Origin of the sequence: Limosilactobacillus panis (assembly GCF_019797825.1) — a bacterium.
GTDB lineage: Bacteria > Bacillota > Bacilli > Lactobacillales > Lactobacillaceae > Limosilactobacillus > Limosilactobacillus panis_A.
The window spans coordinates 298670-320623 of sequence record NZ_CP081855.1; the positions used below are offsets into that span (position 1 = coordinate 298670).

20 protein-coding genes and 1 pseudogene are annotated in these 21954 nt (G+C 48.0%); 16 read left to right on the forward strand and 5 right to left on the reverse strand.

Annotation, left to right across the window (positions count from 1 at the left end; all coding sequences use genetic code 11):
* Window positions 1–198 precede the first annotated feature (198 nt).
* The 7 genes and pseudogenes from KZE55_RS01400 to ltrA all read left to right on the forward strand — a co-directional run bounded on the left by KZE55_RS01400 (window position 199) and on the right by ltrA (window position 6625).
* A pseudogene (locus KZE55_RS01400) lies at window positions 199–1122 on the forward strand (IS30 family transposase).
* 76 nt (window positions 1123–1198) lie between these two features.
* Window positions 1199–1729: a DUF536 domain-containing protein gene (locus KZE55_RS01405; protein WP_222258667.1), complete on the forward strand. Its 531-nt coding sequence runs from the start codon at window positions 1199–1201 to the stop codon at window positions 1727–1729.
* 108 nt (window positions 1730–1837) lie between these two features.
* On the forward strand, window positions 1838–2767 hold the full coding sequence (locus tag KZE55_RS01410) for an IS30-like element ISLpl1 family transposase (protein WP_222258669.1): 930 nt from the start codon (window positions 1838–1840) through the stop codon (window positions 2765–2767).
* A gap of 116 nt (window positions 2768–2883) precedes the next feature.
* Window positions 2884–3201, forward strand: a complete 318-nt coding sequence (locus tag KZE55_RS01415; protein ID WP_222258671.1) for an ArsR/SmtB family transcription factor — start codon at window positions 2884–2886, stop codon at window positions 3199–3201.
* Between the two features lie 50 nt (window positions 3202–3251).
* Window positions 3252–4289 carry an ACR3 family arsenite efflux transporter gene (arsB, locus tag KZE55_RS01420; protein WP_012391387.1) on the forward strand — a complete coding sequence of 346 codons (1038 nt, stop codon included), beginning with the start codon at window positions 3252–3254 and terminating at the stop codon, window positions 4287–4289.
* Between the two features lie 11 nt (window positions 4290–4300).
* Window positions 4301–4717, forward strand: coding sequence for an arsenate reductase (thioredoxin) (arsC, locus tag KZE55_RS01425; protein WP_054712978.1), 417 nt, complete (start codon window positions 4301–4303; stop codon window positions 4715–4717).
* A 525-nt stretch (window positions 4718–5242) separates the two neighbouring features.
* Entirely contained in the window at window positions 5243–6625 is a 1383-nt protein-coding gene (gene ltrA / locus KZE55_RS01430) for a group II intron reverse transcriptase/maturase (protein ID WP_222258673.1), read from the forward strand.
* A 118-nt stretch (window positions 6626–6743) separates the two neighbouring features.
* Here ltrA and KZE55_RS01435 read toward each other — a convergent pair whose 3' ends face one another.
* Window positions 6744–7436 carry an Rpn family recombination-promoting nuclease/putative transposase gene (locus KZE55_RS01435; RefSeq protein WP_261313272.1) on the reverse strand — a complete coding sequence of 231 codons (693 nt, stop codon included), beginning with the start codon at window positions 7434–7436 and terminating at the stop codon, window positions 6744–6746.
* Between the two features lie 418 nt (window positions 7437–7854).
* On the opposite strand from KZE55_RS01435, the gene KZE55_RS01440 reads away from it, so the two are divergent.
* Window positions 7855–8910 carry a LysM peptidoglycan-binding domain-containing protein gene (locus KZE55_RS01440; protein ID WP_222258675.1) on the forward strand — a complete coding sequence of 352 codons (1056 nt, stop codon included), beginning with the start codon at window positions 7855–7857 and terminating at the stop codon, window positions 8908–8910.
* A gap of 16 nt (window positions 8911–8926) precedes the next feature.
* Entirely contained in the window at window positions 8927–9391 is a 465-nt protein-coding gene (locus tag KZE55_RS01445) for a hypothetical protein (RefSeq protein ID WP_222258677.1), read from the forward strand.
* 51 nt (window positions 9392–9442) lie between these two features.
* On the opposite strand, the gene KZE55_RS01450 is transcribed toward KZE55_RS01445, so the two are convergent.
* Together KZE55_RS01450 and KZE55_RS01455 are read right to left on the reverse strand one after the other, a co-directional pair.
* Complete coding sequence (locus KZE55_RS01450; RefSeq protein ID WP_222258679.1) at window positions 9443–9985, reverse strand: RBBP9/YdeN family alpha/beta hydrolase; 543 nt, start codon at window positions 9983–9985, stop codon at window positions 9443–9445.
* A gap of 98 nt (window positions 9986–10083) precedes the next feature.
* Window positions 10084–11418 (reverse strand): APC family permease, encoded by a 1335-nt coding sequence (locus KZE55_RS01455; RefSeq protein WP_222258681.1) that lies wholly within the window; start codon window positions 11416–11418, stop codon window positions 10084–10086.
* Window positions 11419–11823: 405 nt separating this feature from the next.
* Between KZE55_RS01455 and KZE55_RS01460 the strand changes: the two genes are divergently transcribed.
* Window positions 11824–13221: a sugar porter family MFS transporter gene (locus KZE55_RS01460; RefSeq protein ID WP_261313313.1), complete on the forward strand. Its 1398-nt coding sequence runs from the start codon at window positions 11824–11826 to the stop codon at window positions 13219–13221.
* Between the two features lie 190 nt (window positions 13222–13411).
* Here the strand turns inward: KZE55_RS01460 and KZE55_RS01465 are convergent, their stop codons facing one another.
* On the reverse strand, window positions 13412–14029 hold the full coding sequence (locus KZE55_RS01465; protein ID WP_222258683.1) for a YczE/YyaS/YitT family protein: 618 nt from the start codon (window positions 14027–14029) through the stop codon (window positions 13412–13414).
* 202 nt (window positions 14030–14231) lie between these two features.
* A complete protein-coding gene (locus KZE55_RS01470) occupies window positions 14232–15152 on the reverse strand; it encodes a DMT family transporter (protein WP_222258685.1) in 921 nt (306 codons plus the stop codon).
* A 145-nt stretch (window positions 15153–15297) separates the two neighbouring features.
* On the opposite strand from KZE55_RS01470, the gene KZE55_RS01475 reads away from it, so the two are divergent.
* The 6 genes from KZE55_RS01475 to KZE55_RS01500 all read left to right on the forward strand — a co-directional run bounded on the left by KZE55_RS01475 (window position 15298) and on the right by KZE55_RS01500 (window position 21629).
* Entirely contained in the window at window positions 15298–16248 is a 951-nt protein-coding gene (locus tag KZE55_RS01475) for an aldo/keto reductase (protein WP_222258687.1), read from the forward strand.
* Complete coding sequence (locus KZE55_RS01480) at window positions 16245–16748, forward strand: phosphatase PAP2 family protein (RefSeq protein ID WP_261313273.1); 504 nt, start codon at window positions 16245–16247, stop codon at window positions 16746–16748. Before KZE55_RS01475 ends, KZE55_RS01480 begins: the two co-directional genes overlap by 4 nt.
* Before the next feature lie 8 nt (window positions 16749–16756).
* Window positions 16757–19606: a DEAD/DEAH box helicase gene (locus KZE55_RS01485; RefSeq protein ID WP_222258688.1), complete on the forward strand. Its 2850-nt coding sequence runs from the start codon at window positions 16757–16759 to the stop codon at window positions 19604–19606.
* A gap of 98 nt (window positions 19607–19704) precedes the next feature.
* On the forward strand, window positions 19705–20088 hold the full coding sequence (locus tag KZE55_RS01490; protein ID WP_222258699.1) for a GntR family transcriptional regulator: 384 nt from the start codon (window positions 19705–19707) through the stop codon (window positions 20086–20088).
* The gene (locus tag KZE55_RS01495; RefSeq protein WP_222258701.1) at window positions 20069–20938 is read left to right on the forward strand and encodes an ATP-binding cassette domain-containing protein; all 870 of its coding nucleotides are present in this window, start codon (window positions 20069–20071) and stop codon (window positions 20936–20938) included. The genes KZE55_RS01490 and KZE55_RS01495 overlap by 20 nt, the downstream gene beginning before the upstream one ends.
* Window positions 20931–21629 (forward strand): hypothetical protein, encoded by a 699-nt coding sequence (locus KZE55_RS01500; RefSeq protein ID WP_056962128.1) that lies wholly within the window; start codon window positions 20931–20933, stop codon window positions 21627–21629. Before KZE55_RS01495 ends, KZE55_RS01500 begins: the two co-directional genes overlap by 8 nt.
* Window positions 21630–21954 lie beyond the last annotated feature (325 nt).

Here is a 21954-nt window from a genome sequence, read left to right on the forward strand (position 1 = left end):
TGTTGTTAGATTAGCTTCAGTTTAGCACACCGCTTTCAGTGCAACAATAACTATCTTTACAGATTCCAGTTGTACTTTGATTCGATTAACTTCAAAATGGTAGATTGTAAAATTTAAGTTGAACATTTAAGTGGACAGAAAAAACCATCAAGGTCTTTAATGGTGTTACCACACAATCCATTAGAAAGAAGGACCTTGATGAGCACCACTATTTTATCATTCCAGAACCGTGTTGTCATTGAAACGCTTCATAATGAAGGACGTTCCTTGCGATACATCGCTAACTACTTAGGCTTTAGTAAGACCACCATCTTTAACGAACTTCACCGGCTAAATAGTGAGTACCGGGCTGAGCTAGCGCAAACTGACTTTGAACGCAAGGTTAGTCAACGGGGGCGGAAGTCTTCGCTCACTAAAAACCTTAAACACTTGATCGAGGAAAAGATTCAAGTCCAGAAGTGGTCCCCTGAACAAGTTGCCCATGTAGTTGGAATTGCCTACAAGACGGTCTATAACTGGATTGATTAAGGATGGCTTGATGTACAGTTGCCCGATTTGCCTGATCATGGAATGCGTCGTCATCGTGCTAAAGAAAAGCGTGGTACGTTCAGTCACGGCCGCTCCATTGAGGAGCGGCCTCATAAAGTCGAAACTCGCCAGGAATTCGGCCACTTTGAAGCTGATACCGTACTTTCTGGCAAACGTAAAGGCCAAGCTGTGGCTACTTTTGTGGAGCGTAAGAGTCGCCTGACAATTGTTAAACGGCTCCATGGTCGCGACAGTCAGTCCATGACTCAAGCCGTACTTGAACTAGCTAGTCAACTTCAAGACAAGCTCAAGACGCTTACCGTAGATCATGGTAAAGAGTTCGCTAACTACCAGGCAATTGAGCAGCGAACTGGTACTCCGGTTTATTTTGCTCATGCTTATTCACCACATGAACAAGGCAGTAATGAAAACCGTAACCGAGTTTTACGACGCTTTATTCCCAAAGGCCAAGCCATTGAAGAGTTAAGCGATCACAAGCTGATTCAAATTAATTGGTATTTGAATTCCCGGCCACTTAAATGTCTTAATTGGCATACACCAATCGAGATCTTCCTGCTTAATCTACGTCACTAAATTCGTTCAAGTTATTTCTTGCAATCTGCCAAATAGAAAAAAGAACATTTTTAATTTAACTAGGTGGTGATTGGCATTGGTAAAAACAATTAAACAACTTGCAGATGAATTAAAGGTCTCCAAACAGACTATTCAATATCACTACCAAAGACTACCAGCAAAGAACCGACAAAAGAATAGCAAGGGAGCAAACCTTATTAGTCCTACAGCTGAAAGAATTATAAGAAGCAAGGTAGCAAAACCTTTGCTAGCAAATAAGCAACAAATAGGTAGCAAAGAGTCAACAAAGACTAGCAAAGAAAATAATGATCTGATTATTACTCTAAGAAGAGAAGTAGAAGATTTGAAGTCTCAACGCGACAAACAGCTTGCTACCAAAGACCAACAAATAAGTAGCAAAGATCGACAAATAGATCATCTAACAAAACTGATAGATCAGCAACAACAACTTCAATTAACAACTGTAACAGAAAATCGCCAATTAAAAGAACATCTGCAAAAATTAAATGACTTGATTGAAATCTCTAATCCAGGCCAAAAACAGCAAGTGAATGACAAAGAAGATAGAACACATAATAATAAAAATTGGTGGCATTTTTGGAAATAGAAGTCAATTGGTAGATTATAAAATTAATCCGAACGCTGTTCGGACAAAAAAGATCAGCTTCCTTTAAAATGGTGTTTACCACAAACCCATCTTTTAGGAGCTGATCTTTTGTCTAGTATAACCTATTCCGAACGAATTAAAATCGAAACCTTTTGTGAACTAGGGCTGTCCAATATCCAAATGGGCGTTCGGCTGAACCGATCACCGTCAACAATTTCTTATGAATTATCTCGATGTCAACCTTATCAGGCTGAATTAGCACAAACAGATGCCGAATACAAGCGATCACGATGTGGTCGGAAAACTAAGCTGAGCAATGAGTTAAAGCAAAAAATTCTCAACCATTTACGTCTAAGCTGGTCACCAGGAATGATTGCTCACGGATTTAAACTAGCGACTAAATCTATTTATAATTGGCTAAATCAGGGGAGAATTGGTTTCTCCTTGAATGATCTACCTGAACATGGCGTACGCCAACGGCGTAATGTTGACCAACGATCCAAATATAATCAATCTTTGGGGCGATCAATTGAACAGCGTCCCATGATGATTAATCAACGTAATCGCATCGGCGATTTTGAACTAGATACAGTCGTTGGTCCTCGTGGGCATAGTAAGGCAGTTTTATTAACTTTAATCGATCGCAAATCACGGTTCCTTTGGGCATACCGGTTAAAGGATCGGACGACAGCGACTGTTAATGAAGCACTAACTAAGTTCCTAACCACTTTTAATGATCCGGTGCACAGCTTTACTGTGAACCGTGGCACTGAGTTTAGTGGGCTAGTATCACTTGAATCACAATATGGTATTAAGACCTATTACTGCCACGCTTATACGCCAGCTGAACGTGGTAGTAATGAACGCTTTAATCGGAATTTACGTTATTTTTATCCTAAAGGGACTCGTTTTGAGCACATTAGTGCTCAAGATTTAACGACGACGTTACTCCAAATTAACCAGCGACCGCTTAAAATACTCGACTGGCAAACACCGTATCAGGTTATGCTGACAAATTTGTCCAAAAATTCGGATTAAATTTGCAATCTACCATAATAGTAAAAAATCTAATTTCGTCCGAACGGCAATCTTTTTCATTATTCATGTGATACAATATAGATAATCGTCTATGTTTAATGTGGAGGAATTTACTGATGCACTATGAGTATAAAGATTTGGCATCACTTTTAAAGGTGGTTGCTGAACCTAACCGTCTTAAGATTTTAGAAATGCTGTCCTGTGGTGAGATGTGTGGGTGTGATATACTTGCACACTTTAACTTTACACAACCGACTCTATCCCACCATATGATTATTCTGGAAAAAAGTGGATTAGTTAACGTAAGAAAAGATACTAAGTGGCACTATTATTCTTTAAATTCAAACAAAAAAGAAGGACTGATTAGTGAATTAACACAAATACTATCTAAAACTGACCATTGCATATGTAAGGATTCACATTCAAACTGTTAGCTTTTTTATTTTGCATTATACATAGATGAATATCTATATGGAGGGCTATTATGCGTACTTCTAAAAATTTATCATTCATGGACCGTTATATGACCTTATGGGTATTTTTAGCTATGGCACTGGGAATTATTAGCGGTTTAGCTTTTCCATCGCTCCCTAAAATAATTAATAGTTGGTCTATCGGTACAACATCAATTCCAATAGCAATAGGCTTAATATTAATGCTATATCCACCACTAACCAAAGTTAATTATGGCAAAATGGGTGATGTATTTAAGGACAAAAAGGAACTTGCTTTTTCATTAGTTCAAAATTGGATCGTTGGCCCTATTTTAATGTTTGCTCTTGCTGTTATCTTTCTACACAATTATCCAAACTATATGATTGGTTTAATCATGATCGGTTTAGCACGGTGTATTGCTATGGTTATTGTGTGGAATGAATTAGCGCAGGGTAATAACGATTATGCTGCTGGTCTAGTAGCTTTTAACTCAATTTTTCAGATTTTGCTATATTCCGTTTATGCATACTTCTTTATTAGTGTCTTACCAAAATTCTTTGGGCTACAAACACAGACAATTAATATTACAATGAGTGAAATTGCTAAAAGTGTTTTTATTTATCTTGGTATTCCTTTCATTTTGGGCATTGGTTCTCGTTACTTTATCATTAGCACAAAGGGTAAAGAATGGTTTGAAGATAAATATGTACCAAAAATAAGCAGAATTACTACTTGGGCTTTACTCTTTACAATAGTAGTGATGTTTTCTGTCAAGGGTGCAAAAGTAGTTCAACTACCAATGGACGCAATAAGAATTGCTGTTCCTTTATTACTATATTTTGTCTTAATGTTCTTCATAACCTTTTGGATTGCGAAAAAGACTAAAACTAGTTATTCAATTTCTGCGACACAATCTTTCACCGCTGCAAGTAATAACTTTGAATTAGCTGTTGCAGTAACAGTCGCTATATTTGGCTTGAATTCTGGAGAAGCATTTGCTGCCGTTATTGGCCCAATGGTTGAAGTACCGGTAATGATCTTATTAGTTGATGTAGCACTATGGATTAAAAGAAAATATTATGATTAAGGAGTAACCAAATGAAAAAAATCTATTTTCTCTGTACCGGGAATTCATGTCGAAGCCAAATGGCCGAAGGATACGCAAAAGAACTTTTTCCTTCCGATAAATTCGAAATTAGAAGTGCGGGCGTAGAAAAGCATGGTTTAAACAAAAATGCAGTACAAGTTATGGCAGAAGATGGTGTCGATATTAGTCAGCAGTATTCAAAACTGATTGATTTAAATTACTTCAATTCAGCTAATCTAATTGTTACTTTATGCGGTGATGCACGAGATAAATGTCCAGTTATTCCACCACAAGCTACAAGTATTCATTGGCCATTACCCGACCCTGCAAAAGCCACTGGAACAGAAAAAGAAAAACTACAAGCCTTTAGAAAAGTTCGAAACAAAATAAAAGATAATCTATTCGAACTTGTACAAAATTATAAATAGGGTCCATTTTTAACAAATACCCCCTCGAAAACGTTGAAAGAATAACCCCTAATATCTACAATGTAGATATTAGGGGTTATTTAGTGCGCCCGGCATGGGTATTAGCTAGGTGGTGAAAGTCCACTATGGGCCGTAGTAGTCGGAACCATGAGCCGAGGACAAGGGTGTCCGCTGTGAGGTGGAATCTGAAGGAAGTCTAAGGCAAAGTGCTGCACCGATGAACAAGAAGTAGCTATAAGGCTGAGAGTAACTGGATAAGGTTGCTAGACAAACTAAAGTCCAATACTACTCGAAGTTGCTTTCAGTAAAGCTAACGGTGACATGGTACGAAAGTTAATATTCTTACCCGGGGAGATCTGACCTACACGTTTCCGACAAGAGGAATGAATGAAATTCCACAGAAGCAAGCATAGCAGTGATGTTGTGTTGAGTAAGCCAGAAGTCAGCCGAGGTCATAGTAGTCTAATTAATTAGATGAAGGACCGAACGACAATAACTTATAACTTATATCGGAGGTGTAATCAGGTGCGACAATCGCAGAAAACAGAACCACAAGCTGACCGCTTGTCGAGGATAGGTTTGGAAAACCAAAAGTACACAAGGGCGCGTAGTACCGATTATGGTGAAGGTAAAGGTATGAGTGTCACTATCCAAGACCAAGTCTTGGACCGCAATAACCTGAACCAGGCTTATTTGCGAGTTAAGAGAAATAAAGGAGCAGCGGGCATTGATGATATGACTGTCGATGGCCTCCTGCAATATCTTAGAGAAAATAAAACGGAGTTAATCACCAACCTACGTGAAGGCAATTATAAGCCAGTACCGGTTAAACGAGTGGAAATTCCCAAGCCCAACGGTGGAGTGAGAAAACTAGGGATACCAACGGTAGTGGACCGCATGGTCCAACAAGCAGTTGCCCAAGTGCTCACGCCAATCTTTGAGCGTATTTTCTCGGATAATAGTTTTGGCTTTCGCCCTCATCGTGGAGCCCAAGACGCAATCGCAAAGGTAGTTAAACTATATAATCAGGGATATCGAAGAGTAGTCGACTTAGACCTGAAGGCCTATTTCGATAACGTCAACCATGATTTGATGATTAAGTACCTCCAACAATATATTAATGACCCGTGGACGCTAAGACTTATCCGCAAGTTTTTGACTAGCGGGGTCTTAGATCATGGGCTTTTCGCTAGGAGTGACAAAGGAACGCCGCAAGGTGGACCATTATCACCATTACTGGCGAATATTTACCTAAATGAGTTGGATAAAGAGTTGACCAGACGTGGCCATCACTTTGTACGCTATGCGGATGATTGTAATATTTATGTTAAAAGTCAACGGGCGGGAGAACGAGTAATGCGCAGTATTACCCATTTTCTCGAAAAGCAATTGAAGGTTAAAGTTAATCCAGATAAAACTAAAGTTGGTAGTCCCCTAAGATTGAAGTTTCTTGGCTTTTCACTAGGTGTAGACCGTAACGGTGCCTATGCCCGACCGGCCAAGCAATCACAAAAGCGAGTTAAGCAAGCACTAAAGCTGTTAACAAAGCGCAATCGGGGAGTATCCATTGAGCAAATGTTTGAGGAAATTCATCGCAAAATGCGGGGTTGGCTTCAATATTACTCAATTGGGAAACTGACTGGCTTTATTCAACGACTTGACCAGTGGTTAAGGGCGCGAATAAGGCAATATATCTGGAAGCAATGGAAAAAGTTTAAAACTAAGGTAACTAACTTACAGAAGTTGGGGCTGTTCCAGCATGATGCATATGTCTTCGCTAGTACCCGAAAGGGCTACTGGCGAACCGCACACAGTAAGACTTTGAGTTATTCTCTAACAAATAGAAAACTGGAGCACCTTGGACTAATAAATATGTCCAAGACGCTCCAGTCAATTCAAAGTGATTAAGTTGTCGAACCGCCGTATACGGAACCGTACGTACGGTGGTGTGAGAGGTCGGTAATTGAACTAATCAATTACCTCCTACTCGATTTTTCTAGAGGTTTATTTCACATTGAAGATAAAATTATATGCATAACTCATTTTTTAATGCTAGCCGATAGTACTTTTGGGCTTGTTGAGGGGAAAGCTTGCGGATATTGATAAGAAAGCTTTCAACTTGTTCTTTAGTCTGGCCACTATCAATCAGGTCGCGGACAAGTGCCAGCCGTTCTTCATCTACTCCCTCATCACGGCCTTCTTTACGCCCTTTTTGGAGTCCCTCTTGAAGTTCCTCTTGGAGCCCCTTTTGATGACCTTCTTGACGTCCTTCAAGGACAGCACGGCGGCGGTCGTTTTCAATATCCATTTCGTATAAGGTGCGTTGCATATATTCCTTCCTCCATTTCCGGTCTTGTTTTACGTGGGCAATTCTTTGCCTTAATTGTACGATAAAGGCATCTGCCTCATCAACTTTGCGGTCAGCAAGGAGGTCCAGAAAGTTTTGAAGCTTCGGACTAACCGTCTGGTGGAGATTTGTAATGTCAAAGAAGAGGGTCGTCTCGCCATCACTATATGGGTAGTCTGGGTACTTAATGACCTGTCGCTTGATCTCGTAGCGTTGTTCTCCCAGACCAAAGGGATCAAAGCAGCATAAGAATATAACGTAGGCGTTGTCAGCCTGGCCGTAGTTTTGCCCCCGGTCGAAAGCATCATTTGCCAAACTGGACTGGTAAAAGCGCGTTCGTTGTGGCAGATTTTGGTGGTTGACGACCTGCATTTCGACGTCATAGTGGTTGCCGTCCTCATCCTCGGCATAAATATCGAAGCGGCCCCCTTCGCATCGTACGTGCTCGTTAGTTCCTGCTGACTATTGAGAATCGTTACTTTGCCCAGCGGTAACTCTGGCAATACCCGGTGAATCATTTCTTTGGTAATCATCGGGTCCAAGAAAACCTTGCTAAAGATAAAGTCGTCATTTAAGCTGGCCTGTTCCCAACGCTTTTCTAAGTTGGTTTGTGCCATAAAAAGCCCTCTTTATATTATTCTTGGATTTTTCCTACCTATTAAGGACGGCAAAAATACTTTTGTTTCACTATCTTTTAGGTGATGTCCTATTGAATGCTTGTTGGGACAGCGTTAAACTAATTAAAATGAAATAATAGGCTTTTTAAATATTTTCTATGGGAGGATCAATCATGAAAATTAACAAGAAACGCCTGGCAGCAGCCTTTATGACGGCCGTATTAGCCGGCCCCGTAATGGCTACTTCGGTTGCAATGGCGGACAATAACGCAAGTGGTTCACCAGAGGAACAGGCGGATATTACCAACTGGATTGCTAACACGCCACAACAAATTTCTAACAACATGGCAATGCAACACATTAGTATGGATAACCTCAATGGAACCCGTTACATCATCCAATGGGGAGACACCCTGTCTGGTATCTCCGCAGCAACAGGAATCTCTGTAGCTAAGCTGTGCTATGACAATAACATTCAAAACGCTAACCTGATTTACGCCGGGGACGTCTTGATCTTGAACCGCGATGGCGATGTTCCTGCTGGCTACACCCCAGACGTTAATCCATATGCTGTGGCGCAGACAAAGGTTACCATTAATAATGGACCAACTAACGTCCACATTACCGTGCGGCCACAAACGATTACCAAGAACGATGATCACTCTACCAATATTTACTCTGCCAATAACGATAACAACAACGGCAGCAACAATAATAACAACAATGACAGCACCACTGAGAGTGAATCATCTACCAGTACAACAAAGCACAAGAAGAGCGCAAAGCACAATAAGGTTAAGCTGACTGCTGACAGTATTGAATCGGCCTTAGATGGTGCTAATAGCGATGATAACCTGTCATTTGATACTGATAGTGATGCCGATGATAGTCACAGCATTAGTAGTAGCGTTGCTGCTGAGGTTAAGAAGGACCTTGAAAATGGTGATGCTGACGCGGCGGTAGAAGCAATTAAGGATGCCCTGCCGGATTCCGATAAGGATGTAACCGTCCACATTTCCTTGAACGGTAAGACACTGTCACTGAGCTACAGCCAAAGTGATGATGACGATGACAGCAGTAGTAGCGACAGCAACAAGAATAACAAGGACAACGACAGCGACGATGACGATAACGACAGTGAAGACAGTCAAAGTGATAGCGATAGCGACAACAATAACCAAGCTACAAACGATGACCAAAGCACTGACTCCACTGATGAGGATGACTAATAGGGGTTAGGTATCGATGCAAAAAAAGAACAAAATTATTATTGCGGTTATTGTAGTTCTCGTAATTATCTTTGGGGGCGGCTCCTTCTACGCTAGCCATTCTGTTGCGCGCCACGTTCCGGGGCATGTTTACCAATATACGTCTGTTTCAGGAAACCAGAGCGCCTACATGACCTTTGCAAAAAGCGGTGATGAAGTGGTCGTTACCTCAAGTAAATCTAAGGCACTAAAAGCCAACGATAGCCAGAGTGACTTTGAGGACGTTTACCATAGCGAATCCAAGCAGGGGACCTGGAATTACAGCGCAAAGGGCAGTAAGCTGACCCTTTCCAAGAGCCAGGATGGCAAGGTATCGCTGTGGCAATATAATCATGTCTTAGCACTCGGCAAGAAACTACATTCCAGCAGCTTTACTTACCAGATTGCCAATGCTGGTCAGGGGGTTGACCACAAGTCCACTTCCTTTAAGCAAATTGAATAGCCGTGAAAAAATTAACCGTCTACCCTTTAAATACGGGGGTAGGCGGTTTTCCTATTTTGTAATCCGTGATAATTCTTTTAAAACAAGTGGGAATCGAGTATAACCATTAGCGCCCAAGAAGTGGCCACCGGTTGCCTGGACAATCAGTTTGGCACCGAGTCGGTGGGCAACTTCAACACTGCCCTTATAGGGGGCAATCGGGTCATCCTTTGCCGTAATGACCGTTGCCTGTCCAACCTTTGGAGCAACCTTCTGGTAGTCGAGCTTGGGCTGAACGAAGCTGTTCAGCTGGGGATACATTGGGAGCGGCTCATCAAATGCCCCCACCAAAAGAAGGCGGGCATCATGTAGGTCGTGCCGTTCCACAAAGCGGAGGGCACTGATGCAGCCCAAGCTGTGGGCGATAAGGATTACGCCATCTTGAGCGGGCACCTGCTGGTCAATCGCATCCGCCCACTCCTGGGGGTCCGGGGTAAACGGGTTTGGCAACATGATGCGGTCAATGGCGATAGTCGGCTTGGCAACCTGTTCTAGCCAGGGAAACCAGTCGTCATTCCGTGTCGATGTTCCGTGAATTAGGTAGGCTTTCTTCATTACAAACGCACCTCTTTGAAATTGATTTTCCTTCCATTATAAGCAAAATGGCTCTCTAACCGCTAGCAGAAGGCAGTTAGAAAGCCATTTTTATACATTTAGTGCATCCGCTTCTGGTCCATTCGTTTAACCAAGTAGAGGATCGGCAGACCGACGATGACAATCCCAATGAACAGGACCACGCCGGCAAAGTCATTAACGATTTCACTAGCGAGGACGAACACCCCACCGGCGATAGCAATAATTGGAATCCACGGGTACAGCGGCGTACTGAACGGCCGGGGCTCCTTGTTCCGGTGTCGTAGAATGAAGATGCCGAAGAAGGCTAGGAGGTAGAAGCAGTAAACGGTGAAGACGCAGAGGTCCGACAGGTGGTCAGGATCAAAGAAAATCATCATGACGGTAGCCAAAACAATAATAAACATGGTAGCAACAACTGGCGACTTTCCCTTAGGCGTAACGTAAGCCAGGTAACGCGAGAATGGTAGGTCGCCTCGTTTAGCCATTGCGTAGACGATCCGGGGGAAGGTGATCATTTTACCGTTCAAAGTCCCCATCATCGAGATGATAATCCCGGCCGACAGTAATTTACCACCGATGTTCCCAAAGGCTTTTACAGCCAGGTAGGCTGTGGCGTTTTCACCCAAGCGGTGAATCTGGTTAACGGGGAGGAACTTGATGATTCCGATAGTGATCAGGGTGTAAATGATCAGCACCGCAGTAATCCCGACGATGATGGTCTTTGGTAACAGCTTCTGAGGGTTCTTCATTTCGCCACCGAGGTTGGCAATTAAAATCCAGCCATCGTAACCGAACAGGGTCGCCAGGACCGCAACCCCAAAGCCACCGGTTGCCTGGTGGACCTCAGTGACGGTTTGGCCAAAGGCATCCTGGTGCCCCCAGAAGAGCCCGAAAATGATGATGGCCGCGATTGGAATCATTTTTCCGGCCGTGGTAATGATTGCAAAGATTGCCCCTACCTTGTTTTCAAAGAGGTTCATGATCCCAATTGCCAAAACGGTAATGAAGGCAAGCGGCACCCGCCACTGGGCTCCTAGGCCAAAGAAGTTAGCCATCAGGATACTCATGAAGCCCGCGACCGAGGCGATAATGGCGGGCCCGTAAACAATGACCTGCATCCATCCGGCTAAAAAGCCAAGGATTCTTCCGTAAATATTTTCAATGTAGACGTACAAGCCCCCGGTGTAGGGCATCTGGGACCCAATTTCCGCTACAGTCAGGCCACCAGTCAGGGTGATAATCCCCCCAAAAACCCAGGCGGCAATGGCCATGGTCGATGTTCCGGCGCTATCAAGAACTGAACCCTGCTTGAAAAAGATCCCGGAACCGATAATGGTCCCCACAACGATCGAGATTGCCGACCAGAAACCAAGCGACCGCTTTAAATCATCGTTTGTCTGCTGATTCTTCATTCCAATTCCTCCATTTCCGTATTGACCAAAACAAAAACCCGGCCACGCTTAGTCAGATGGTGCTTGCCAAATGACTAAGTATGCCCGGGCCCATTGTTAAACCTGTTTGATGACACACTAAAATCACTCAGCCCCGAGTAGAACTAGAGACTGAGGAGGAAGATTGTTGATTTACTTGCTGAATATATGTCAAAGTCATAATTGCTAAATCCTCCTGTGTATCTTTAATGTAAATTAGAATACCATTAGAATGATAAAAATGCAACATAATTTGCGACTAGTTTTATCATAATTTGCCAAATTTTTCGCTAAGTTCTTGAACAGGGCACGCGTCTGTTAAACGTGTTATAATGAAAACGTCAATTAGGCGCCTTTTCGTTTACCCTGAATAAGGAGGAATTTTTTATTCATAGTAGCAAAATTGTCAGACGGTTAAAGAGAATTGCTTTAATAGTAACGTTGGGTGGCCTTTTGTTCGGGGTCGACACCGGGGTAATCAATGGTGCCATCCCCTACATGGCCTCGCCACAGCAGCTGAACCTAACCCCTGCAGAGGAGGGACTGGTAACTTCTGGCATCACGCTAGGAGCGGCCATCGGGGCCCTGGTTATTGGTAAGCTAGCGGACCGCTATGGTCGTAAGAAAATGCTGGTTTGTCTAGCCCTGATATTTTTCATGGGGACGCTGATGTGCTCCGTGGCGCCCAACGCTATTTTTATGATTGTCTTCCGTTTTCTGCTGGGTCTAGCAGTTGGTGGTGCCTCTGTGATTGTTCCCACCTACCTAGCCGAGCTATCAACGGCGACGTTGCGGGGACGGCTAGTAACTCAAAATGAGCTGATGATCACGGGCGGCCAGCTGCTGGCCTTCACGGTCAACGCGGTTTTGGGGAATTGTTTCCCTCACGTTGGCAGCATCTGGCGGTACATGATTGCCTTCGGAATGATCCCGTCCATCTTACTCTTTATCGGAATGTGGCGGGTGCCAGAATCGCCCCGCTGGTCAATCATGGTGGGGCACCAAGATAAGGCCCTGCAGACTTTGGAAACAATTCGACCGAGTCGTCAGCGGAGTTTACACGAGATTCAGAGTGTGGAAAATACGCTGAAGCGTAACCGGATGGCCCGGCACGCCACCCTCCACGACTTGAGTCACCCCTGGGTTCGCAACCTGGTCCTAATTGGTGTTGGCCTAGGAATTGTCCAGCAGTTTGTCGGTATCAACATTATGATGTATTACGGGACAAGTATCCTGATGAAGGTAGGCTTTGGTCACCAGGCTGCTCTGATTGCTAACATCGGTAACGGTCTAACTTCTTTTATCGCTACGGCGGTGGGGATGCAGATGATGTACACGGTTGACCGGCGGAAGATGCTTCTTACTGGAATCACCGGTACGGCCGGTTCGATGACCCTCATCACCATGGCAATCCTTTTGATGAGTAATTCACCGTTGTTGCCATACATTGTGATTTGCTCAACGATGGCCTTTTTGGCCTTCTTTCAGTCCTGTGTTTCCCCAACGACCTGGGTACTTCTGTCGGAGATCTTTCCCCAAAGCCTGCGGGGCCTGGGAATGGGCATCTCGACCTTTGCATTGTGGCTGGCGAACTTCTTTGTGGGCTTCACCTTCCCAGTCATGATGGCCCACTGGGGTGGCAGTGGAACCTTCGTATTCTTCATTGCCTGCAATATTCTTTCCCTGATTTTTACAGCGATTTTTGCGCCCGAAACTCAGGGGAAGACTTTGGAGCAGATTCAAGCAGAGTTACGGAATAAGGCAATGGCCAAACACCACCACTAGCACCACCACGAGTTGCCAAATTACTTAGGAAATAGGTACCAAAATTAAAAAATGAAATGAGACAGAACTAGCTTGCTAGTTCGTTTTTCGACGCAAAGTAGGTCTTTAGAAAGCACAAAAGGAGCTCTAGCGTTCGAATTTTCCGAACGCTAGAGCCCCTTTGTGTACTGCGGCTGCAGCATTTCCTTTTTTAAGCTGCTGGGGCCTTAGCTAGCATCGGTTCTGCCAGGTTGGCCTTGAGCCACTGGGTGAGGGGCCCCATGAAGAGGGCCGTTATGACAGTGCCAATTCCCAGTGTAACGTTGAAGGCAAAACCAACAAGAACACAGATGCTGTCGGTGATGATCCGGCAGTACTTGAACGGTAGCAGGCGGTACTTATAGGCCGCAATCAGGGCAATGGCGTCGTAGGCCGAAACACCGAGGTCTGCGGTAAAGTACAGGGCAGCAGCCAAGCAGGTGAAGACGATTCCAGCGGTCATTAAGCCGCCCCGAGCAAGTAGGCCAGGATGGGGAAGCAAGATGTCCAGCAGGTTATGCATCAAATCGGCAGCCACCCCGGTTAAGAAGAGGTTAATTAAGGTCGCAATCCCAATGTAGTGCTTGTGAAGTATGAAGACGAGGGCTAACAGGATCCCCGTCAGAATGAGGTAAAAGGTTGAGTAGGTTGAACTGAAAATATTCGCAATCCCCGTCACAAAACAAGTGAAGGGGTCCACCCCGAGATTGGCTTTTTGCAACATCCCCACACAAAAGCCACACAAAACTACTCCACAAAAGGCCATCATAATTCGCCGTGCTTGATACATAAGTCCACCTCCGCAAAAATTCATTCAAAATTAATCATATCAAAATGATTGTAGCGCTTACATTGCAAAAATAAATGATTGGATGTGGGATGAATTGCACATTTTGTGGACTAACAAGAGTCAATATCGCTAGATAATATAAGACGGCCGTTTGCGTTCGGATTATTTCGAACACAAACGGCCGTTACACTACCTGATTTCGTTATTTCAAATGCGAAAAGTGGATGAAGGTATTAAACTTCCGGAAAGGGATTGCCTGCAAGAAGGTGGTGAGCAGGATCAATAAAGAGCCACAGACCGCCGCCAGTGTGAGGCGGGTCCCCAGTAGGGTCACCGCGAGTAGGGTGGCCACCAGGGGCTCGAAGGCACTTAAAATTCCCGTAGCTGCCGGTGAGATGTACCGAATGCTCTGCAAAAAAAGGGTGTAGGCAAACATCGTGCCCCCAATGACGATGTAAGCGATGAGGGTCCAATCCCAGACGTCCAAGTGCGGCAGTGGGGTGGTTACCAACCACGGCAACAGGAGGACCCCACTGATCAGCATCGCTAACCCGCAGACAATCAGAGCATCGAACTTCTGGAGCAGGGGCCGGGGCAGCAGCGTGTAGAGGGCTGCGGCGACCGCACACCAGATTCCCCAAAAGAGGGCTGGTGGGGTTAAAGCCAGCTGGTTCAGGTGGCCGCCCGTTGCCAAAAAGAGGGTCCCTACCAGGGCAATCAGAATGCTGATGCAGTCCAGTCGCCGGGGCCACTGACGGTTGGCAAGGGCCAGCCAGAGGATGATGAAGACTGGCTGGAGGTACTGGATGACGGTCGCGGTGGGTGCGTTACTGTACTTGATTGCCAGAAAGTAGGTTAACTGGGAGTTCATCATCCCCAGGACCGCAAATAGGACCAGAAACTTCAGGTTGAAGCGACTGCTAACCACCTGCTTGACCTGGTGGGGGGATTTAACCAGGCTCCACAGGGTGAGGAGGACGCCGGCCACCAGGAGGCGGATACTAACCAGCCAGGTATTGGAAATCGTGGTGGTGGAAAAGAGGTACTGGGCCGCGGCTCCCGAAATCCCCCACAGAGACGCTCCACCCGCGGCCAGCAGGATTCCCTTCGTTTGCTTACTCATCTAATCAGCCTCCTCAATAGTTTTCCAGCAATATAACATTTATTAGCAGGAATTTGAACCCAGTTATGACCAGAAAGTACTTTCTTTAAGCAGCCCCAGCTTTGAAGTATAATTTAAATAAGTTTGGACAAAAGGAGTGACTGAAATGCGGTCAGTTAAAATTGGGGGAACAAATTGGCAGGCGTCTAACGTGGCCCTGGGAATTATGCGGATGGGGACCCTTCCCGTTGAGAAATGCGCCGCAGCCTTGCAGGCGGCCCACGAAGCCGGGATCAACTTCATTGACTCGGCAGACATCTATGGTAATGACCCCAAATTAGGACGGGGTTCTTCGGAAATCCACTTTGGCCAGGCCTTTAAGCGTAGTGATCTGTCCCGGGAGGACTTCTTTATCCAATCAAAGGGGGGCCTGTATGCTGACGGGAACCAGATCACCCGCTACGATTCGTCGAAGGACCACCTGATTTCTGCCGTTGACGGAATCCTCCAGCGGATGGGGATCGACTACCTGGATTCCTTTGTGATCCACCGGCCGGACCCACTGATGGACCCAGACGAGATTGCGGCGGCCTTTGATGAACTCCAGGCTAGCGGCAAGGTGCGCCACTTTGGTGTTTCCAACTTTAACCCGGCCCAGATTGACCTCCTCCAGGCGTCCCTTGACCAACGCCTGCTGGTTGACCAGCTCCAATTCGGTCTCAAGCATACCGGGATGATTGACTTTGGCCTCCATACCAACATGACCGATGACGGGGCTACCAACCGTGATGGTGGCCTCCTCGAATATTGCCGCCTCCACAAGCTGACCATCCAGACCTGGTCGCCATTCCAGTACGGGACCTTTGCCGGGACCTTCATTAATAATGAGCAGTTCCCACAGCTGAACGCGGCCCTGACCAAGCTAGCTGATAAGTATCAGGTTTCGAAAAACGCCATTGCGGTGGCCTGGATTCTCCGCCATCCGGCCCATATGCAGGTCCTGATTGGCACCATGACCCCGGCCCACATCATCGATAGTGCCGCTGGCAGCGATGTCCAGTTGACTAAGCAGGAGTGGTACGACCTCTACCTGGCCGCTGGGAATAAGCTACCATGATAATGCAAGATTACCAGCATTTTTACCAAAGGATCAGTGCCCCCATCAGGAAGCACCCGCGGCAGGTCACCGTGTTACGCCTGACTAACCGTGCCATTGAGGTCCTCATGTACCTGGCCTACTTGGGAATGGTCGGCCAACAGGTCTGGACCCGACACGGGGCGGCTTGGTCAATCATCGTGGTGCCGGGAGTGGGCTTTGTACTCGTGAGCCTGGCCCGTAATTTTCTCAATGTCCCCCGGCCGTACGAGCAGTGGACGCTTTGTCCCTTGATCAGCCGGGAGAAGACCGGTGATTCCTTTCCCAGTCGTCACGTTTTCTCGGCCATGACGATTGCCATGGTGGCCTACCGAGTCTGGTGGCCACTTGGCATATTTTTGGTGTTTTTAACGGTCCTTTTGGCCCTGATTAGGGTCGTCGGTGGTGTTCACTACCCCAAAGATGTCCTCGCCGGAATGGCGGCCGGGCTCGTCTGCGGAGCCCTTTTGTGGTTATTTTAGGAGAAAAAATGGATAAACAGACGGTATTTAAAAACGCAATTCTAAATGGCCTGTACAGCCAGGACTATCCCGGCCACGAGCTGTTGACGCCCCAACTGCTGGCCAATACCCAGGCGGGGACTATCTGGCAGGTGGTCCAAGACGAGCTCCAGCACTGCCAGGGCTTTACATGGGCGGTGGCCTTTATCACCTTGGATATGCTCGTACCGTTTAAGGCGGTGATGGCCGACCTGGCTGACCAGGGGATCACAGGAACTATCCTAACTAGTGACTACCTGGGCTTCAACCGTCCCCAGGTGTTTGCGGAACTGGCTAAAATCCCGAACCTGACCGTTAAGATTGTTGATCAGGCGGGTTTTCACGCCAAGGGCTACCTTTTTGACCACGGTGATTTTCAGACTGTTATCGTCGGCAGCGCCAACTTCACCCGGGCGGCCCTCTTGCAGAACGTGGAGTGGGCGTTAAAGGTCAGCTCGCGGGAAAACGCTGGACTGACGGGCCAGGTCACCGCCCAGCTGGCCGCGTTAAACCGCCACAGCCAGTCATTAGACGTGGCCTGGTTGCAAGACTACCGGCAGCGGTGGCAGGCTCCAATCCGGCCAACCGTCAAGGTCAGCGAGCACCAACAACCAATCAAACCCAACCGGATGCAGCGTCCGGCTCTGGCCGCATTACATGAGCTGGTGGCAGCGGGCGCCCACCGAGGACTGGTCGTCTCAGCGACCGGGACGGGGAAGACTTACCTAGGGGCGTTTGCCGTCCGGAACTTTCGCCCGCACCGCTTCCTCTACCTGGTCCACCGGGAACAAATTGCCAAGAAGTCACTGCAAAGCTTTCAGCGGGTCATCGGGGGACCGGCCAGTGATTATGGCCTGCTGACGGGAAACCGTCATGATTGGGACGCCAAGTACCTCTTTGCAACCGTCCAGACCCTTAGCCAGCCGACCACCCTCAAACAGTTGGAGCCCGAGGCCTTTGACTACATCCTGGTCGATGAGACCCACCGAGCAGCGGCCCCTAGTTATCAGCGGGTTTTTACCCACTTCCGGCCGCAATTCTGGTTGGGGATGACCGCCACCCCGGAGCGGATGGATAAGCAGGACGTCTATGCGCTCTTTGACTACCACCTGGCCTACGAAATCCGCCTGAAAGCGGCCCTGGACGCGGGGATGTTGGCGCCGTTTCACTACGTTGGCATTCAGGACTACGAACGTGACGGGGCGGTGATCACCGAGACCAGTGACCTCCGCTACTTGGTGGCTGACCAGCGGGTCAAGTACATCCTGGACCAGATGGACTACTACGGCTACTGTGGCGATCAGGCCCGGGGGCTGGTATTTTGTTCCTGGCAGAAAGAAGCGCGTGAACTAGCGGTTAAATTCAGCGCAGCTGGGCACCCGGCAATTGCCCTGACCAACACGGATAATGGGGCCCGTCGCCAGTCCGTGGTCCACCAACTAGAAAGTGGTAAGATTGAGTACATCATTACCGTGGACCTCTTCAACGAGGGGGTGGACATCCCGTTGTTAAACCAGGTGGTCATGCTCAGAAACACCCAGTCAGCAGTTGTCTTTATCCAGCAACTGGGGCGGGGACTCAGAAAGTATCCGGGGAAGGAGTACGTAACCGTCCTGGACTTTATCGGTAATTACCAGAATAACTTCCTGATTCCCCTGGCCCTGAACCACGACACGAGCCGGCAGGTTGACCGGGCCCGCCAGGAAACACTCCTGCCGCCGGCAATTGGTGTGTCGACCATTAACTTCCGCCGGGTTGCGGCTGCCCGAATCCTCCAGTCACTCGAAAAGGTCAAGCTGGATTCGATGCACGAGCTCCGTCAGGCCTACCAGGACCTCCGTCACCGGCTGGGGCGGGTCCCGATGCTGGTGGACTTTTACCGCTACGGGTCGGTTTCGCCCCTGGTCTTCGCCGCCAACAGTCGATTAGCCAACTACGGTTCCTTTCTTCAAAAGGTCGGTGAGCAGGTCGAGCTGACGGCCGGTGAAAACGCGGTCCTGGCCTTCGTCACCAAGGAGCTTCTTAATGGCAAGCGGCCCCATGAGCTCGTTCTCTTGCAGCTTTTGCTGGCCGCGCCCGACCACCGTTGCAGTCAGGAGCAACTTAGCGCCGCCCTTCATGAGCGCGGGGCCTACGTGGACAGCAATGTCTTGCGGTCAATCGACGATATTCTCAGCCTGGCCTTCTTTGACGTCAAGGCCGGGAAGAAGACCAAGCGGGCGGTTTACGGGGGCCAGCCCCTCGTTACCCATCCCGACCTGGTGGATTACGCCTTCGCGCCCAGCTTGGCAGCCGCTTTGAAGCGTAATGCGCTTTTCCACCGGCTGTTTGAAGACGCCGTCGCCACCGGTCTAGCCTTGAGCAAGGACTACGACGCCCACCAGCAGTTCACCCTCTACCGCCAGTATGACCGTAAGGACGTCTGCCGGCTGTTGAACTGGCCCCTGGACGTCAGTGCGCCGATGTACGGCTACCGGGTCGGCGAGCGCGAGTGCCCGATCTTTATCACTTACCACAAGGACGACGACCAGCGGCGCAACGCTATTTATGACAACCAGCTGCAGAACGGCCAGTCCCTGCGCTGGTACACGCGGAGCCCCCGTCACCGCTCTTCGCCGGAGGTCCAACGCCTCCTGTCCGGGAAGGTCAAAATCCACCTTTTTGTCAAACGCAGCGATGCGGTGGGGAAGCAGTTTTACTACCTGGGCCCGGCTAAAATTCAACCAGGTTCGGCCAAAGAAGAGAAACTGGGGGCCAAGCATAAGCCGGCGGTCGGCATGAACCTGGTCCTGACCCATCCGCTGGCAACGCGGCTGCGGCGCCTCCTATTTGAAAAGTAAAAGCAAGCAGGAATTTCTGCTTGCTTTTTTAGCATGTTGCTTATATACTTAGTTACATAAGTAATTAACCAAATAACTAACGAAGGGGAGGTGCTCCTGTGCAGTTACAATTTGACGAGTCCGCACCGCTGTACCAGCAGATTGCGGCTCAACTAGAAGAGATGATCTTCACCGGCGGCTTTACGGAAGGCAGCCAGATCCCGTCGACGACCCAGCTTTCGGCCCAGCTCCACATCAACCCGGCGACCGTCCTGAAGGGGATGAACCAATTGGTTTCCAAGGGCCTGGTTGAAAAACGCCGGGGTCGGGGAATGTTTGTAGCGCCGGGCGCGCAGGACAAGATCATGCAGGCACGTAAGGACAGCTTTTATAACGACTATATCAAGCGACTCTTAGTTGAGGCCCACAAACTGGGAATCACGAAAGAGCACTTACTAGAACTAATTGAGCGAGGCGAAAACGATGGAACAATTACACATTGACCACATTACCAAACGGTACGGCCACCAGGTAGTTTTAGACGACCTGTCATTTGACCTGGCACCGGGAAAAATTTATGGCCTCTTGGGACGCAATGGTGCGGGGAAGTCGACCTTATTAAACATCATCACCAGCCGGATCTTCCCGACCGCGGGGACAATCAAGCTCGGAGACCAGGATGGCCGGGACAACGATGCGGTCTTAGGGCAGTTTTACCTGATGAGTGAAGCTAACTTGTACCCGAAGCGGACAACGGTACGGCGGATGTTTGACATGGCCGACGAATCATACGGGGGCTTCGACTACCAGAATGCGGACCGCCTGCTCAAGGAGTTTGGTGTACCAAGCACCGCCCAGCTGAGTAACCTCTCAACGGGCCTGCAGACCGCGGCCAAGCTGACCGTAGCCCTTAGTGTAAACGCCGCTTTTATTCTCCTGGATGAGCCCGTCCTGGGGCTGGATGCCAACCACCGGGAGGTTTTCTACAAGGAACTGATCAAGACCTACCAGAATAAGCCTCGGACCTTCGTCTTATCGACCCACCTGATTGATGAAATCCAACAGGTTGTCGAGCACGTCTTCATTATTGATGACCACCACCTGGTCGAAGAAGGGGACGTCCAGGCAATGCTGGACAAGGCCTACGCAATCAGTGGGCCGACCAAGGACGTTGACGAATACACGAACGGCCTGCGGGTCCTAGCTCAAGATGAGCTGGGTAACGTCAAGACGGCTTACGTTTACGACCAACTTGACGACCAGCGGGTACTTCCGGACCGGGTTAAGATTGGTCACTACGACCTGCAACACTTGTTTATCTACTTAACGAATGGGGGTACGAACAATGAGTAACGCAAAGATGAAAATGGTGACGACCAACGTCTTCCACCGGCTGGGGGTGGGCATGGCGATTACCCTAGCCTGGGTGATTGGCGTCGAGGTCCTGGTCAGCCTGGCCGGGTTAATTTTCAACCATAATGTGGAATCGTTTCTGGTCACCCTCCGCGGGATTCCGGGGAACTTGACCTTCTTTATCTCGGCGGTATTGATGATCTACTTCCTGATCACCCCCTACGTGGACTTCAAGTGGGCAATCCAGAACGGTATTTCCCGGAAGACGATGTGGCGGGGGCGGTTTGTGGCCCTGTTTTTGGCAACCTTAGTGATTTACGTGGTCGACGAGTTGCTGGCCTTAACCAACCACCCCTTCCCGGGAGCGGGGACGCTTCTTGAGCATTTTCTGACCCTATTGACGGTCACCCTGACCTTCCAGGCGGTCGGTAACGGCTTTGGTATCCTGAGCCGGCGGTGGAAGTGGATCGTGGGGATTGGCCTTCCCGTCGCCCTGATCATTATCATGTGGGCGATGGCGGGCCTCTTGATCAAGCTGCTGGAAGTGGGCTTCATTAGCAACCATAACGACCAGTGGATTGGGGTCTTCGGTAACCCGGTGGTCCCTTGGGTTATCTGGCTGATCTACTTTGTGATTATCCTCTTCTTAACTAAGGTCTTTAACGACCGCCTCCAGTTACGGCGGGACTAATTAAAAAAGCGCTTCTGTGAAACATCAACTGTTTCACAGAAGCGCTTTTCCTAGTGCGCCCGGCATGGGTATTAGCTAGGTGGTGAAAGTCCACTATGGGCCGTAGTAGTCGGAACCATGAGCCGAGGACAAGGGTGTCCGCTGTGAGGTGGAATCTGAAGGAAGTCTAAGGCAAAGTGCTGCACCGATGAACAAGAAGTAGCTATAAGGCTGAGAGTAACTGGATAAGGTTGCTAGACAAACTAAAGTCCAATACTACTCGAAGTTGCTTTCAGTAAAGCTAACGGTGACATGGTACGAAAGTTAATATTCTTACCCGGGGAGA

What these genes read in the sequence shown, in the direction of transcription:
- KZE55_RS01415 (WP_222258671.1), top strand. Translation starts at nt 2,884, where the DNA reads ATGCACTATGAGTATAAAGATTTGGCATCACTTTTAAAGGTGGTTGCT.
- KZE55_RS01435 (WP_261313272.1), bottom strand. Translation starts at nt 7,436, where the DNA reads ATGCAGGTCGTCAACCACCAAAATCTGCCACAACGAACGCGCTTTTAC.
- KZE55_RS01440 (WP_222258675.1), top strand. Translation starts at nt 7,855, where the DNA reads ATGAAAATTAACAAGAAACGCCTGGCAGCAGCCTTTATGACGGCCGTA.
- arsC (WP_054712978.1), top strand. Translation starts at nt 4,301, where the DNA reads ATGAAAAAAATCTATTTTCTCTGTACCGGGAATTCATGTCGAAGCCAA.
- KZE55_RS01450 (WP_222258679.1), bottom strand. Translation starts at nt 9,985, where the DNA reads ATGAAGAAAGCCTACCTAATTCACGGAACATCGACACGGAATGACGAC.
- KZE55_RS01480 (WP_261313273.1), top strand. Translation starts at nt 16,245, where the DNA reads ATGATAATGCAAGATTACCAGCATTTTTACCAAAGGATCAGTGCCCCC.
- KZE55_RS01455 (WP_222258681.1), bottom strand. Translation starts at nt 11,418, where the DNA reads ATGAAGAATCAGCAGACAAACGATGATTTAAAGCGGTCGCTTGGTTTC.
- KZE55_RS01495 (WP_222258701.1), top strand. Translation starts at nt 20,069, where the DNA reads ATGGAACAATTACACATTGACCACATTACCAAACGGTACGGCCACCAG.
- KZE55_RS01485 (WP_222258688.1), top strand. Translation starts at nt 16,757, where the DNA reads ATGGATAAACAGACGGTATTTAAAAACGCAATTCTAAATGGCCTGTAC.
- KZE55_RS01500 (WP_056962128.1), top strand. Translation starts at nt 20,931, where the DNA reads ATGAGTAACGCAAAGATGAAAATGGTGACGACCAACGTCTTCCACCGG.
- arsB (WP_012391387.1), top strand. Translation starts at nt 3,252, where the DNA reads ATGCGTACTTCTAAAAATTTATCATTCATGGACCGTTATATGACCTTA.
- KZE55_RS01470 (WP_222258685.1), bottom strand. Translation starts at nt 15,152, where the DNA reads ATGAGTAAGCAAACGAAGGGAATCCTGCTGGCCGCGGGTGGAGCGTCT.
- KZE55_RS01445 (WP_222258677.1), top strand. Translation starts at nt 8,927, where the DNA reads ATGCAAAAAAAGAACAAAATTATTATTGCGGTTATTGTAGTTCTCGTA.
- KZE55_RS01475 (WP_222258687.1), top strand. Translation starts at nt 15,298, where the DNA reads ATGCGGTCAGTTAAAATTGGGGGAACAAATTGGCAGGCGTCTAACGTG.
- KZE55_RS01465 (WP_222258683.1), bottom strand. Translation starts at nt 14,029, where the DNA reads ATGTATCAAGCACGGCGAATTATGATGGCCTTTTGTGGAGTAGTTTTG.